We start from the raw sequence: 14834 nt of genomic DNA on the forward strand, positions 1-14834 counted from the left end.
AGTGAGAACGACTCTCAATAGCGAACCCGCAACAATAAGGGGTTTCGCATGTCTGGTCTCACGTCGCGTTCGTCCGCCGCGCCTGCATTTCTTGCGCTTTCGTGCGTAGGGTTCATTGCCAGCGCACCAGCCTACGCCGCCGATCGCCCAGCTGAATCGGCAAAGGTCCACGCGGCCGACGACCAGGAAAAACAGCTCAACCGCGACGAAATCGTCGTCAACGGCAAGACCGTCCCCGCGACCACGCTGGAGAGCCCGAAGGCGACGCGCAGCCTGCTCGACACGACGCAGACGGTCACGATCATCGGCGACCAGACGATCCGCAAGCAGAACCTGCTCACCCTGCGCGACGTGTTGCAGACGATCCCCGGCATCACCTTCGGCGCGGGCGAAGGCGGCGGCGGCTACGGCGACAGCATCAACCTGCGCGGCTATTCCGCCAACAACGACATCACGATCGACGGCGTCCGCGACAGCGCGCAGTATAGCCGCAGCGAGACGTTCAACCTGCAACAGGTCGAGGTCTATAACGGCGCGAACAGCGTGTTCGGCGGTGGCGGATCGGTCGGTGGCACGATCAACCTCGTCACCAAGCGCCCGCAGGCGGAGACGCTGACGGTTGTGTCCGGCGGCGTCGGCACCGACGATTACTACCGCACCACGCTCGATTCGAACATCCGGGTCAGTGACCTCGTCGCGGTCCGCCTGAATGCAGTCGCACACAAGAACGACATTCCCGGCCGCGACGTCGAGAACAACAAGCGTTGGGCGGTTGCGCCGTCGCTGATCGTCGGCGTCGAGGGCCCGACCAGCCTGACGCTGCAATATCTGCATCAGGAGGACGAGAACGTCCCCGTCTATGGCGTGCCGTACTTCCGCAATGCGGTAAACAACGGGCCGCTGCCGGGTGCCGACAACTCGGCCTATTACGGCATCCGGAATCTCGACAAGCAGGACATCACCGTCGACCAGGCCACCGCCACGGTCAGCCACAGCTTCTCCGACAAGGTCTCGATCCGCAACCTGAGCCGGTGGCAGCGCGTCCAGCAGGATTCGCTGACCAGCGCGCCGCAGGGCGTGTTCTGCCTGTCGACCGGGTTCCAGCCGCAGCCGCTGACCAATGTCGCGACGACGCCAGCGGTTTGTATCGCTCCGACGGCAACCGCTCCGGGTCAGAACATACCCGGTTCCTATTATCCCAGCGGCCCGCGCGGTTTCGTCCGAAACCAGGAAAACCAGATCCTCTATAACCAGACCGATCTCCGCTCGGTCTTCGATACTGCCGGGCTGGAGCATACGCTGGTCCTCGGCGCGTCCTTCGCGCAGGAGGATTATACCATCGTCACGGGTAACACGCTGCGTACCGCGACCGGTGCGACGGTCGCCCAGCCACCGATCAACCTCGCCAACCCTAACACCGACTACACCGGCCCGTTCAACTTCATCCAGGCCGGCCGGTCGCAGGGCACCACCAGCAATGCGGCAGTCTACGCCTTCGATACGATCAAGGTGATCCCGCAGATCGAGGTGAATTTCGGCCTGCGCTACGAGCATGCCAAGGGCCGTTTCCGCGCCGATACCTTTTCGGTCGTGCCCGACGCGACGCTCGGCACCTATACGCGCGGCCTGAACCAGACGAGCGACGAAACGCTGTTCTCGTACCGCGGCGGCATTAACTTCAAGCCGATCGAGACCGTCAGCCTGTACGCGTCGTATGGCAACGCGACCACGCCGACCTCTGCGACCGTCCGGCTCGGCTGTGGTACGTTGATCAACGCACCCGCGGGCCAGCTCGACCCATGCGACGTGAAGCCGGAAAAAGCGGTGAACTACGAACTCGGCGCGAAGGCGGACCTGTTCTCGCGCAAGCTGCAGCTGACGGCGGCGGTGTTCCGCAACGAGCGTACCAACTACCGTGTCGCCACGAACGACCCGATCGTCACCACGCTCGGCGTCAACGACGGCCGTTCGCGCGTCGACGGCATCGCGCTGGGCGCCAGCGGCAGCATCTCGCACGCCTTCTCGATCTTCGCCAACTACACGTACCTGAAGGCGAAGGTCATCCAGAGCGTCTCGAACTTCTGTCTCGCCAATCCGGGCCCGGTCCGTACGACCGTCGGCACGACCACGACGACGACCAATCCGTGCGGCAACTCGGCTGCGATCCTAGATACGCAGGCGGGGCAGGAGCTCACCAACACGCCGAAGCATTCGGGCAGCCTGTTCACTACCTACACGCTGCCGTTCGGCCTCCAGCTCGGCTACGGCCTAACCTATCAGGGGGCGTTCGCGCTCAACAACAGCGCGCTGGCCACCCCGCTTGCACCGACGACCGTGGTAACGCCGGTATTCCACTCGGCTGATTACCTGACGCACCGCGCGTTCCTGTCGTACACCGTCGGCAACGGGCTGACCGCGCAGCTGAACGTACAGAACTTCACCAACGAGAAATACTACACCGGCATCCGTAACAATGGCTGGGCGACGCCGGGCGAGGCGCGCTCGGTGCGGCTGACGCTGTTCTACAGCCTGTGAGGCTCGGCGGCGACGCGGGCAGTTTGCCGGTATCGCCGCCGCATTCTAGGGTGATGCCATGTTGATCGCGATCCCCGATGTCCTCGATGCTGCCGGCGTCGCCCGTGTCCGCGCGCTGATCGACCACGCCGAGTGGATCGACGGCAATGCCACGTCGGGGCCACAGAGCGCGCTCGCCAAGCGCAACGAGCAACTGCCGGAGGACTCGGCCGCCGCGCGCGAGGCGGGCGGGATCGTGCTCGACGCGCTCGGGCGATCGGCCTTGTTCGTGGCGGCGGCGCTGCCGCTGAAAGTGTTCCCGCCGCTGTTCAACCGCTACGCCGGCGGACAGGATTTCGGGCTGCACGTCGACAACGCGATCCGGATGAAGCGCGGCACCGACTTCCGCATCCGCAGCGACCTGTCGGCAACGCTCTTCCTAGACGACCCGGCGACGTACGATGGCGGCGAGCTGGTGATCGAGGACCAGTTCGGCCCACAGTCGGTCAAGCTGCCCGCCGGGCACATGGTCCTCTACCCGGCATCGAGCCTGCACCGGGTGACGCCGGTCACGCGCGGGGTACGCACCGCGTCGTTCTTCTGGCTCCAGTCGATGGTGCGCGACGACGGCGCGCGCCGGATCCTGTTCGATCTCGACCAGGGCGTGCAGGCGGTCGCGGCGGCGCAAGGGCAGGGCGATCCGGCGACCGTGCGGCTGACGGGTGTGTACCATAATCTCCTACGCCGCTGGGCCGACGCGTAATCCCGCTCCGTCATTCTGACGAAAGTCAGGACCCAGAGCAAAGCAGCGCACCGCGCGTGACCCTGGGTCCTGACTTTCGTCAGGCTGACGGGTGTGTGTGGATGGACTTGCGCGCACTCGCCATGCCACGCTCCCCACACAGGGAGTAGATAATGAACAAGCTGGCGATGCGACGCGCGTGGTTCCAGGTCCACAAGTGGATCGGGCTGGCACTGGCGATCCTCATCATCCCGCTGTCGCTGAGCGGCGCGGCGCTGGTGTGGCATGATGCGCTCGACCGGATCGTCGATCCGGCGCGCTATGCGGTCTCGGGCAAGACCGTGGTTGAGCCGGACGGCTATGTCGCCTCGGCGCGCGCCGCGTTGAAGCATGGCGAGCGGATCGCGACGTTGACGATGCCCGACGACGGCGGCCCGGTGGTCGTCGCGGCCAGTTCAGCCAGCGCGCCGACCCGGCCAGGGCCACCCCAGCGGACGATGGTGTATCTCGATCCGCCGACCGCGCGCGTGCTGGAGGTGTCGCCGTCAAACGGCGGGCTCGTACGGTTCCTGCACGTGCTGCATGGAAGTCTGCAACTGCCCGGCGTCGGGCGCACGATCGTCGGCTGGATCGGCGTAGCGATGATGGTGTCGTGCTTTACCGGGCTGTGGCTGTGGTGGCCGACAGTCGGGAAGTGGACGCGCGGATTGCGGTTCCGACGGAACCGCGACGTCGAGACGAACCTGCATCACCTGTTCGGGTTCTGGATCGCGTTGCCGCTGTTCGTGCTGTCGCTGACGGGTGCCTGGATCTCGTTCCCGCAGATCTTCGGAAAGCTCACCGGCGAGACGTCGCGGCCGAGAGGTGGTCCCGATCGCGGCGCGATGATGCGCGCAAGACCGCTGGCGTCGCCCGCGCAGCCACTCGCGGTGGCGATCGGCAAGGCGCGCGGTATCGTCGATAATGCACCGTTACGGAGCGTCACGTGGCCGACCGACCTCAGCGCGGACTGGACGGTGACGTTTCAGGGCAGGGGCCAGAACGGCGGCGCGCCGATCGGGGTGAAGGTGGCGGACGACACCGGCGGCGCGACCGCGGCCCCCGCGCGGACTCAGGGCGGCATGGCGCGGTGGATGCGACGGATCCACGACGGCACCGACATGGGTGCGCTGTGGCAGGTGATCATCTTCCTGGGCGGGATATTGCCGGCCGTGCTGGCGGTGACCGGCGTGATCATGTGGTGGCGCGCGCGGAAGTGGAAGGCTGAGTTGGCAGCGCGGCGGGCCTAACCTGTCCCTCGCCCCTCCGGGGAGAGGGAAGGAGGAGCCTCTTGGCGACGGGAGGGTGAGGGGCGGTTGGGACTCGCGTCCCGAGCCTCATTCCCCTCACCCTCCCACGCGCAAGAGCACGCGGGCCCCTCCCTCTCCCCGTAGGGGAGAGGGGTTTCGAAGTTACCGCCCCAGCAGCACCCGCGCCTGCCCGGCGATCTGCGCCAGCATCGCCGCGTTCGGCACCGCCGCATGGCGCGCGCGGTCGATCACCGCCTTGAACTGCGCCACCCGTGCCGAATTCGTCAGCAGCCACTTCTCGACCGCACCCTGCGGATCCTGCGCACCGCACCGCGCCAGGAACTCCAGCCGCAACTGCTGGAAATCGCGTGCCAGCCCGGCGACCAGCAACCGCTCCCAGGGATCGGTTGGGCTGATTCGCGCCGCATTCGCCTGCGCCCAGTCGAGCCCCAGCGCCTGCCCGAGATGCGTGAAGGCCCGCGTCACCACCGCCTCGTCGAGCGCCATCCGCTCGCCGAGATCCGCCAGCCCGACCGCGCCGTCCATTTCGAACAGGCGAACGACCTTGCGCACCAGATCGCCCGGCGCACCGACCGCTTCGAGCTGCCCCGCGATGCGGCTGCTCTGCGCACTTGCTTCCTCAAGCAGCAACGCCGCGGTCTGGCTGTCGAGCTGCGTGATGCCCTTCGCCAACCGTGCGAGTACGTCGCCCGGCACGGCGCCCGGCGCAGACACGCGCAACAGGTCTGCGATCTGCGAGCGGGTCGCGACCGCCACCTCGTCGAACAGCGCGATCCGCGCCGCCTCGGGCATCACCGCCGTTTCGATCTCCGCCCACAATGCGGGCAGGTCGAACAGGCGCTCGGCGACGACGAACATCGCCGCGATGTCGCCCATCGCCGCGCCTTCCTCTTCCGCCAGCTCGAACGGGTAGAGGATGCCCAGTCGGTTGACGATCCGGTTGGCGAGCTTGGTTGCGACGATTTCGGGCCGCAGCCGATGTTCGTCGATCGCCGTCGCGAAGCGCTCGCGCATCGCCGCCGGGAACGCGGCATGCAAATCCGGCTTCAAAGCGTCGTCCTTGGCGACATCACTATGCTCGATCGCATCCTGCAACCCGAGCTTGGCGGTCGCCAGTAGCACGGCCAGCTCAGGCCGCGTGAGCCCCAGGCCATCCTGGCCGCGACGCAGCAGGATATCGTTCGACGCCAGCCCCTCGACGGCGCGATCAAGCCGTCCGCCACCCTCGAAGATCTCGATCACGCGCACATAGCTCGGCACCGCGACCGCGCCATCCGCCTCGGCGATCGACAGCGCCAGCGTCTGGAGCCGGTTGTCCTCCAGCACCAGGTGCGCGACGTCGTCGGTCATGCTGGCGAGCAACGTGTTGCGGTCGTCATAGTCGAGCCGCCCCTCGATCATCTCGCGGTTGAGCGCGATCTTGATGTTGACCTCGTTATCCGAGCAGTCGACGCCCGCCGAATTGTCGATGAAGTCGGTATTGATCCGCCCGCCCCGCGCCGAGAACGCGATGCGCGCCGCCTGCGTGACGCCCAGGTTCGCGCCTTCGCCGATTGCGATCACGCGGAGATCCTCGGCGTTGACGCGCAACCGGTCGTTGGCCGGATCGCCGACCGCGACGTTCGCTTCGGACGCGGCCTTCACATAGGTGCCGATGCCGCCGAACCAGAGCAGGTCGGCCGGCGCCTTGAGGATCGCCGAGATCAGCGCGCCCGGCTCCATCTCGCTTGCCGTTATGCCGAGCGCGGCCTGCACCTGCGGCGACAGCTTCACGACCTTAGCGGTGCGCGCGAATACGCCGCCGCCCTTCGAGATGAGCGCGGTGTCGTAATCCGCCCAGCTCGACCGCGGCAGCGCGAACATCCGGTTGCGCTCGTCCCAGCTGGTCGCCGGATCGGGATCGGGATCGAGGAAGATGTGGCGATGATCGAACGCCGCGATGACCTTCAGCGTCTTCGACAACAACATGCCGTTGCCGAACACGTCGCCCGACATATCGCCGCAGCCGACGACGGTGATGCTCTCGCTCTGCACGTCGAGGCCACGTTCGGCGAAGTGCCGCTGGACGCTGAGCCAAGCGCCCTTGGCGGTGATCCCCATCGCCTTGTGGTCGTACCCGACCGAGCCACCGGAGGCGAACGCGTCGCCCAGCCAGTAGCCGCGTTCGAGCGCGAGCGCGTTCGCGACGTCGCTGAACGTCGCGGTGCCCTTGTCGGCGGCGACGACAAAATACGGGTCCTCGCCGTCGAGGATCGTCACGCCGTCCGGATGCACGACCTTGCCCTCGACGATGTTGTCGGTGATCGACAACAAGGTGCGGATGAAGATCCGGTAGCTCTCCGTCCCCTCGGCCAGCCACGCGTCGCGATTCGACGGGGCAGGGAGTTGCTTCGGATAGAAGCCGCCCTTCGCGCCGGTCGGCACGATCACCGCATTCTTGACGCGCTGCGCCTTCATCAGCCCGAGGATCTCGGTGCGGAAATCGTCGCGACGATCGGACCAGCGCAGGCCGCCACGCGCCACCGGGCCGGCACGCAGATGGATGCCTTCGACGCGAGGCGAATAGACCCACACCTCGCGCCACGGCACGGGGGCGGGCAGGCCGGGAATCAGATGGCTGTCGAGCTTGAACGCGAGCGCCTCGGACGATGCAGGCGTGAACGCGTTGGTCCGCAGCGTCGCCGCGATCAGGTTGCGATAGGCGCGCAGGATGCGGTCGTCGTCGATCGCGGTGACCGCGTCGAGCCCGGCTTCGATCGCCTGGTCCGCCTCGATCGCATTGCCGGGATGATCCGGATGGTGGACCGCGGTGAACCGCGCGATCAGGGCGGCCGCGACCTTCGGCGCACGCCGCAACGCATCAACCACGGTGGTCAGGCCATAAGGAAGCCCCGCCTGACGCAGATACCGGAACCACGCACGGAACAGCACGATCGCCTCGGGACGCATCCCGAGTTCGACGATCAACCGGTTGAACGCATCGTTCTCGGCTGCGCCTTCCAGTACCGCCGCGATCGCGCCTTCGAGCACGGGCGCGTCGCTCTGCTGCGCCGCGTCATTTGCCTCCAGCACGAAATCATGCACGAACGGCACGCTGTCGTCGCGCAACCGCGTCGGCAATTCGCCGATCACGCGGAAGCCGAAATTCTCTAGCACCGGGACTGCGTCCGACAGGGGGAGGGCACCACCCAGCTTGTAGATCTTCAGCTGTGGATCGGTGCCGGCTTCGCCCGGAACGAGGCGCACGCCACGTGCATCCGCGTCAGCAAGCGCGGCGATGCGCTGGATATCCTCTGCGGCCTCGGCAGGCGTGCTGAGGTTGCGGTAATTCTGCGGGAACGCGGCCGCCCATTTCAGCGCAAGCCGTGCGGCACGCGGCGGCGGCAACGTCTCGACCAAGGCGGCCTCGACGTCCGAAACCCAGCCGCGCACCATCCGCTGCAACCGCAGCGCGAGCGGCGCGACGTCGGGCATCCGGCCATCGCCGCGCAGGTCGAGCGTGTAGCGAATCATCGCGACCTCGCCGTCCTCCAGCGCGATCGACCAGTTGAGCACGCTCGCATTCGCCGCCTCCGCCAGCATGTCGCCAATCGCGACCCGGCGGCTGGTGGTGACGTCGTCACGCGGCAGCCAGACGAACCCGAACAGGTGACGCCCGAGCGCCGATTCGACGAGCACGAGCGCAGGCCGCGGCCGATCCGCGATGCTCATCGCGGTCAGCGCCAGATCCTCCAGCGCATCGGGTGCGAACGCGATCACCAGATCGTGCGGGAGTGCGGTGAAGGCGTGGGTCAACGCCTTGCCGGCATGACCGCGCGGATCGAACCCGAACTTCGCCTTCATCGCTGCAAGCCGCGTGCGCAATACCGGTACGTCGCGCGGCATCGCCGCGAGCGCAGCGCTGGTCCACAGGCCGCTGTAGATCGAGAGCCCGGCGACCGTCGCACCCTCCATCACCGGCACCACGACCAGGTCGAGCGGCACCGCACGGTGCACGGTCGAGATCAGGTTCGACTTCAGCAACAACGGCGCGTCGTTGCCCGCCTCGAACCACTTGATCGCCAGCCCGCGCGAGGCTTCGGCAAGGATCGGCACGCGGTGTTCGTTGCGCGCAATACCGAGCGCGGCGTGACCGCTCCCGTCACGATGCCAGATCTGATGCCCGAGCAGCGTCAGATGGCCGCCCAGGAACCACTGCAACAGAGCGGCGCCTTCGCCTTCGGGCAACTTCGCGATATCGTCGTCGAGCGCCGCCTGCATCGCGCGCCAGTCGGTCACCGCCGCCCGGACATCGGCCAAAACAGCCGTGAGGTCCTCGATCAGCCCGCGACGGTCACGCGCATCGGCCCGCTCCATCTCCAGATAGATCATCGATTCGGGCCGACCCGCGCCTTGGCCGTCCGCGTCGATCGCGTGCAGCGTGCCATCGGGCGCGCGCGTCGTGCGGACGACGGGGTGGATGATCCGATCGACCGCGATGTCCTGCGCGCCGATCGCGGCCGCGATCGAATCGACCAGGAACGGCATGTCGTCGTTGACGATCGCGAGCCGCATCCGCCGCCGCGTATCGTCGCCGCTGATCGGTTCGATCGCGATCGCCGGCGCACCGTCGTCGCGGTGCGCGGCAGTCGCGGCGACGAACGCCGCGGCCTGCGCGACCTCGCTCGCCCCGAAGTCCCTCAGTTCGCCCGGAAGGGCCCTTTCGGTCAACCGGCCCGCAAGGGTCTCGGTGAGCGTGTTCAACGATTGGTTCGCCATAGGTCAGGGCCTATGCGCCCGCTATTCGCCTATCTCAACCCTTGTGGCAGGTGCGAAGAAATATGCTGCGGCGCACCTAGAATTCAGCCCGTTCGGCCGCAGCGATCGCGGCAAGATCGCCGTCGAACCCGCCGAGAAAGCTCGCGAAACCGCCTGCCGGCACCTGATGCCGATGGGCGTGTCGCAGCACCGTCGCGAATGTCTCCAACCGCGCTGCCTCGAAATTCGCGCCAAACACGAGCGCGACGATCTGCGTTATCGCGTCCGTCCCACCCGGCATGCAGGTAGCAGACAGTATCGCGCTGAAATCATCGCCGTCCTGTACGGATGACACTGCAAGATCATGCGCCCGACCCAGCGTCCGGTGTAGCGCCGCACGACTGCGCGCTTCGGCCGCGCGGACCTGCGCCGCGCTCTCCCGCGCGATTGCCAATTGCTCGCCAAACCGCCCGACAAGCACATAGTCGGCGGGCAACGGATCATCCAGCACCAGTTCCGGCAAGGCCGCGGGCTCCGGTTCGGTAGGCATGATATCGAAGCCACCGCTCGGCCCATCCGCCCACACCTGCGCGGTCGCACCCGGTCCGTACGGAATCGCGTGAACGGCGGCATCGAGCTCCGCGGAAAGCGCCGCCTGAAGATCGGCGTCCGCGAGCTCCTTCCAGTTGATCACGCCATAGATGAAGTCGATCGTCACGCCTCTAGGTGCAGACGGGCCCGACGCGAACGGCATCAGGATCCCACGGTACAGCGTCGTCCGTCCCCGGCTGCTGACGAACTCCGCCTCGAAGCCGATCGGCGCGCGATTGGCGATGATCTGCAGGTAATGATCGGTCAGCCGCGACAGCAGCGACCGGCTCGGCACGTCCGCGATCGTCGCGATCGGCCCCTCAAGCCCACATTCCTCGCGCAGCGCCCGCCCGAGATACGCGATCTTCGGATCGCCCATGCCGTGACTGAAATCGAGCAGCACGCTGTGCGGCCCGAAATCGGTGATCGTCTCGGGCTCGAGATCCGCGATCGACGGGTAGGGCCGATCCTTCAGCAGCGACACCCAATGGTTGTAGGCGCGCACGTGCATACGCCGCTCGTCACCGCCGAGATCGAACATCACGTCGTTGACGCCAGCATCGGCCGAATCGCGCACGCCGGCGTCCAAGCCTGTCCGCAGCGAAGTGCCGACAAGCGCCTCGGTATCTGCGCCCGCTGCGCGTCCGTCGTCTACGCTGCGCGCCGTTGTCATGCCCAAAGATCCCCGTATCGTCGCCCCGCTTGTGCACCGCGCTTGGTAAACACAGAGTAAACTCGCAAACCGCTTGTCAGCCCGCAAAACCGCTGGTAGTTGCCGCCCCCTCGACCGGATACATCCGTCATCGGGCCGCTTTAGCTCAGCTGGTAGAGCATCGCATTCGTAATGCGGGGGTCACAGGTTCGAGTCCTGTAAGCGGCACCACCCTTCTTTAAGTTACATAACGTTGGTCAGCAGTATGTTTCCTACGGGAGGCGGTCTAGCTAGGCTATTCGTTTGGGTCCTACGTGGGGCGCTTTGGGTAGGAAGTCGTGGCTATGCTTCGCTTGATCTGTGCCTCTGCGTTGGCCGGACTCGTAGCAGTGGCCCCCGCATCGTCGCAAACCGTGCCTGTACCTGATTGGCAGCTTCTGGTGAGCAAGTGCCACTTCGAGGACGCAGACTTGAAGGTGGATGTCGATCTGAACGCAGTCGGGTAGCCGGCGTTGGATGGTTTGCAGGTTGGAACTATAGCGGCACTTCACCAGAGTAGAGGATGATAGCACTCCGGATCCGTTCCAAGTCAGTCTGCAATGAGCAGGATTTTGGGCCGTTTGACCTTTGCCTTAATGACTCGCTCCTCGCGCCGCTCGACGGCGTTTCGGATTACCGCCGGCAAGCTGTCGCCGCGCTTGCGTGGCGGTGTGCGCGGAGAACGTCTGCCGGTCGATGACACGTACGTCTCGCTGTCGGCAGCGGTTGGCAATAGGGGCGACCTACCCTCGGCGATCGCAAGCGTCTGACCATAACCGGCGAAATCGGACCTCTGCTCTATTACGATGGCCATCGTCTATTATGTCACGCCGTGTTAAAGTTTGTAGCGCGCTACCAGTCGGTTGCAGACGAATTGGAAATTATGTATCTAAGTATCGGATGCAGGTAGCTGTCAACAAATAAGATAAGATATTACACTGCAAGCGGTGAAACGCGTTTAGCAGCAGAATCTCGATATTGTTTTCCAACAGAGTTTGGACCTACCTTTAGGCCGTTAGGGTGACCGAAGCCGTTGCGTAGTTTCAAACCTTACAAAAGTTTGTCTTTTTGATTTTTTTATTACGCAACTAGCGGGGCATCGCTCGAGAAATACTTCTTCATTCATCTTTCCGAGGCCATCTTAATTTACCGCGTTGCGCCATTTGCCATCGAGCAATTTCGCCGATACATTGAAATCTGGCGGATATTTAGCGACCACTGTCCGGTGAAGAACGTCAACGGCCGCAAGCCAAGACATACCAATGGCGGAGCGATACAATTCGCCTTCGTTACAGCGGCTCGCTTCTTCGAAAAATGCAGGAGTTGTATCGTTTTTAATCTTTTCTAACTAAGCGCGGAAATCACTGACTATCTGAACTTCTGCCGGGCTAAGGCCACTCACGCCTAAATTACAGAGATGATTTTTGCCGGCATCTGTAATTCCCCAACCGTCAGGAACACGTAGACAAGCCCTTGCTACGGCTAAGTGTAGCTGAAATATTCCAGGTCTTCGTGATCTTCAGTCCGGCCTGAGAAGATCTCTCGAGAATACCGTCCAGCTTTATAGAAATCTCGAAGATCGAGAGAACAGGCACCAACTTGTCGAGTTGGCGAAAAGCTGCACGGCCTTGCCCACCGCGACACAGGTATGAGCGCTATCCCGTAGCGCGGTGAGGCGCGGGTTTATTACCGCGTTCCAACTATTCGAAGCGCGCAGCCGGAATGCCGATCTCTGGAGCGGGCCAGCCTCTCGACCAGCGCGCGCCGTGGGTCCTGCCGACGGCGATCATGAAAATCGCGGCACCTGTTACGATCGTCCACGCGAACATCCTGTCCATGAACCATGCGTGCACGATGGTGTGCTGTGCGAACACCGCCATCCAGATGACGATGGGCGCATTGGACAGCGCCAGGCAGGCGACGTGGACGCCGATCGTCCCGCCAGCGCGCGAGCGGATCGTGGCGATGCCCCAGATGCCTGCGATGACGGAGGTTTCCAGGACTAGAAGTGTCAACGGTGCCATGCCCGACGCCAGTCCCGTCATCTGCCCCCAGATGCTTGACACCCATACCATGACGCCGAGAGGGATTGCGGTCTCCGTCGCAGGAGCGCCGGCGATCCGCTGCGCGCCTTGGTTGCCGATATGCATCACCGCTCCCCAACCGAAGACGTGCGCGACGAGGATCAGCTTGATGACGCAGCAGGTAACAATGGCGCTGCAATAGGCGAACACGCTCAAGATCACTGAGCGGCCGATGCGTACGCCATCGGAGCAGGCGAACGGCAATCCTCCGACGAGCAGGGCCAGTCCGAGCGGGATGCCGCCGGTCAGAAGCTCGAATATGATCGTTGCCCCTCCGTACGCCGCCGCCGACACGACGAGCGTTCGCGTGCCGACGCCGCCCCGCGCCGATGCGAATGCCAGTCCCACCGCATAGCCAAGGAACACGATGTCGCTGGGGCCATGTCCCAGCGACTGGCCAAAGGTCTCGAGTCCGAACCAGCGGCCGAACACGAAGAACATCAGCGCCCAGAAAGCTCCCTGCACGCGCCCTTTGGCTAGCTGCCAGAGCCCGACGATCAGACCAAGTCCGACGAGCGCGATGCCGATCGTCTTGTATAACGCCCTGATCTGATCGAGACGCAGCCTGTTCAGCAGAAACCGCGTCAGCGTCACATGGCCATGGATGTAATTGTGGTAGAAGACGATCGGCCTCGCGCCGAATCCGTCCTTCGCGACGGATCGCAGGTTCCGACACATCCCGTCATTCATCCGTGGGAATGCGTGTGTCGGACTGATGCGCAGGTCGCGCTCCGGGGCGCGGTGATCGATCGCCATGGCCAGGATCAGGCAATCGTTGAACTGATGTTCGCCAAGACGCGTATCGCCACGCTTGTAGTCGTCGCTGTCGAGATCGCCCTGACGATATGCCGCGCGCACATGGTCGACCATCGCTGCGGTAGGTTGTCGCAGGCTCAGGGCATTCATGGCGTAGAACAGCCCGAACAGAAATGCTCCGACTGAAACGCCGAGTGTAACGGCACGCAGGGCTGCTCTCGACATTCCGCCCTCCGGCTACTGCAACGACGATCTCAATGCCGGAGCAACCTTACCGTTTCGCTAAAGGCTTGGCGCCGCCGATGGCGGCGCGGCGGCGAGGTCCAGGTCGGTGCGTACCGTCTGTTCCAGGCTCGCTGCGCGACGCCAACGCCACGCGATCGTCGTTGCTGCATATTCGGCGAACGGCCCGACGAGGTCGCTGCAAAGACCGGCTTGCACAGCCTCGCTGCAGTCTGGTGCTCTGGCGGTGCGGGGAAAAGTAGCTAGGGACGAGGCAAAGATCGAGGAGAGAGACATGAGCGTGACGGAACAGGCGATCGGCGTGATCGGTGCCGGACAGATGGGGGCGGGTATCGCGCAGGTGTCGGCCCAGGCGGGGTACCGCGTGCTGCTGGCGGACGTGTCGCTGGAGCAGGCGGCCAAGGGCAAGGCGGGGATAGCAAAGGCGCTCGCGCGGCTGGTCGAGAAGGAGAAGATCGCAGGCGACGCGCGCGACGCGGCACTGGCGCTGATCGAGCCGGTCGCGAGTGTGGCCGACATGGGCGACTGTGCGATCGTGGTCGAGGCGGCGACCGAGCGCGAGGCGGTAAAGCGCGCGATCTTCGCCGAGGTCGGCAAGGTGCTGGGGCCGGATGCGATCCTAGCGTCGAACACGTCGTCGATCCCGATCACGCGGTTGGCGCAGGCGGCGCCCGACGCGGCGCGGTTCATGGGCGTGCACTTCTTCAATCCCGTGCCCGTGATGCGCCCGATCGAACTGATCCGCGGCCTAGCGACGTCGGACGCGACGGTGGCGGCGGTCGAGGCTTTCGCGGAAAGGCTTGGCAAGCAGGTCGTGCATGCAAACGACGCGCCGGGCTTCATCGTCAACCGCGTGCTGATGCCGATGATCAACGAGGCGTGCTTCGCGCTCGGCGAGGGCGTGGCAAGCGTCCGCGACATCGACCTCGCGTGCCAGCTCGGGCTGAACCATCCGATGGGGCCGCTGACGCTCGCCGACTTCATCGGGCTCGACACGTGCCTGGAGATCACGCGCGTCTTGTTCGAGGGGACAGGCGATCCGAAGTTCCGGCCGGCACCGGTGCTGGTGAAGTATGTCGAGGCCGGATGGTTCGGGCGCAAGACCAAGCGGGGTTTCTACGATTATTCGGGCGCCGAGCCCGTGCCGACGCGGTAGCCTACGCGTG

Annotated in this window: 8 protein-coding genes and 1 tRNA gene; 6 read left to right on the forward strand and 3 right to left on the reverse strand. The window is 64.9% G+C overall.

Annotated features, from left to right (window positions below; genetic code table 11):
* Positions 1–48: 48 nt before the first annotated feature.
* The 3 genes from AC1ME3_RS07560 (at position 49) to AC1ME3_RS07570 (ending at position 4545) form a co-directional block, all read left to right on the forward strand.
* Complete coding sequence (locus tag AC1ME3_RS07560) at positions 49–2535, forward strand: TonB-dependent receptor (RefSeq protein ID WP_480955482.1); 2487 nt, start codon at positions 49–51, stop codon at positions 2533–2535.
* A gap of 58 nt (positions 2536–2593) precedes the next feature.
* On the forward strand, positions 2594–3277 hold the full coding sequence (locus AC1ME3_RS07565; RefSeq protein WP_480955483.1) for a Fe2+-dependent dioxygenase: 684 nt from the start codon (positions 2594–2596) through the stop codon (positions 3275–3277).
* Between the two features lie 152 nt (positions 3278–3429).
* A complete protein-coding gene (locus AC1ME3_RS07570; RefSeq protein ID WP_480955484.1) occupies positions 3430–4545 on the forward strand; it encodes a PepSY-associated TM helix domain-containing protein in 1116 nt (371 codons plus the stop codon).
* A gap of 162 nt (positions 4546–4707) precedes the next feature.
* Here the strand turns inward: AC1ME3_RS07570 and AC1ME3_RS07575 are convergent, their stop codons facing one another.
* The gene (locus AC1ME3_RS07575; RefSeq protein ID WP_480955485.1) at positions 4708–9324 is read right to left on the reverse strand and encodes an NAD-glutamate dehydrogenase; all 4617 of its coding nucleotides are present in this window, start codon (positions 9322–9324) and stop codon (positions 4708–4710) included.
* Positions 9325–9400: 76 nt separating this feature from the next.
* Positions 9401–10567 (reverse strand): PAS domain-containing protein, encoded by a 1167-nt coding sequence (locus tag AC1ME3_RS07580; protein ID WP_480955486.1) that lies wholly within the window; start codon positions 10565–10567, stop codon positions 9401–9403.
* 134 nt (positions 10568–10701) lie between these two features.
* On the opposite strand from AC1ME3_RS07580, the gene AC1ME3_RS07585 reads away from it, so the two are divergent.
* Together AC1ME3_RS07585 and AC1ME3_RS07590 are read left to right on the forward strand one after the other, a co-directional pair.
* Positions 10702–10777: transfer RNA gene (locus AC1ME3_RS07585), tRNA-Thr, on the forward strand.
* Positions 10778–11181: 404 nt separating this feature from the next.
* On the forward strand, positions 11182–11355 hold the full coding sequence (locus AC1ME3_RS07590) for a hypothetical protein (RefSeq protein WP_480955487.1): 174 nt from the start codon (positions 11182–11184) through the stop codon (positions 11353–11355).
* 930 nt (positions 11356–12285) lie between these two features.
* Here AC1ME3_RS07590 and AC1ME3_RS07595 read toward each other — a convergent pair.
* A complete protein-coding gene (locus tag AC1ME3_RS07595; RefSeq protein WP_480955488.1) occupies positions 12286–13650 on the reverse strand; it encodes a hypothetical protein in 1365 nt (454 codons plus the stop codon).
* 292 nt (positions 13651–13942) lie between these two features.
* Between AC1ME3_RS07595 and AC1ME3_RS07600 the strand changes: the two genes are divergently transcribed.
* The gene (locus AC1ME3_RS07600; RefSeq protein ID WP_480955489.1) at positions 13943–14824 is read left to right on the forward strand and encodes a 3-hydroxyacyl-CoA dehydrogenase NAD-binding domain-containing protein; all 882 of its coding nucleotides are present in this window, start codon (positions 13943–13945) and stop codon (positions 14822–14824) included.
* The last annotated feature ends 10 nt before the right edge of the window (positions 14825–14834 follow it).

It is taken from the genome of Sphingomonas sp. BL2 (assembly GCF_056680015.1).

What these genes read in the sequence shown, in the direction of transcription:
- AC1ME3_RS07565 (WP_480955483.1), top strand. Translation starts at nt 2,594, where the DNA reads ATGTTGATCGCGATCCCCGATGTCCTCGATGCTGCCGGCGTCGCCCGT.
- AC1ME3_RS07595 (WP_480955488.1), bottom strand. Translation starts at nt 13,650, where the DNA reads ATGTCGAGAGCAGCCCTGCGTGCCGTTACACTCGGCGTTTCAGTCGGA.
- AC1ME3_RS07590 (WP_480955487.1), top strand. Translation starts at nt 11,182, where the DNA reads ATGACTCGCTCCTCGCGCCGCTCGACGGCGTTTCGGATTACCGCCGGC.
- AC1ME3_RS07570 (WP_480955484.1), top strand. Translation starts at nt 3,430, where the DNA reads ATGAACAAGCTGGCGATGCGACGCGCGTGGTTCCAGGTCCACAAGTGG.
- AC1ME3_RS07580 (WP_480955486.1), bottom strand. Translation starts at nt 10,567, where the DNA reads ATGACAACGGCGCGCAGCGTAGACGACGGACGCGCAGCGGGCGCAGAT.
- AC1ME3_RS07600 (WP_480955489.1), top strand. Translation starts at nt 13,943, where the DNA reads ATGAGCGTGACGGAACAGGCGATCGGCGTGATCGGTGCCGGACAGATG.
- AC1ME3_RS07575 (WP_480955485.1), bottom strand. Translation starts at nt 9,324, where the DNA reads ATGGCGAACCAATCGTTGAACACGCTCACCGAGACCCTTGCGGGCCGG.
- AC1ME3_RS07560 (WP_480955482.1), top strand. Translation starts at nt 49, where the DNA reads ATGTCTGGTCTCACGTCGCGTTCGTCCGCCGCGCCTGCATTTCTTGCG.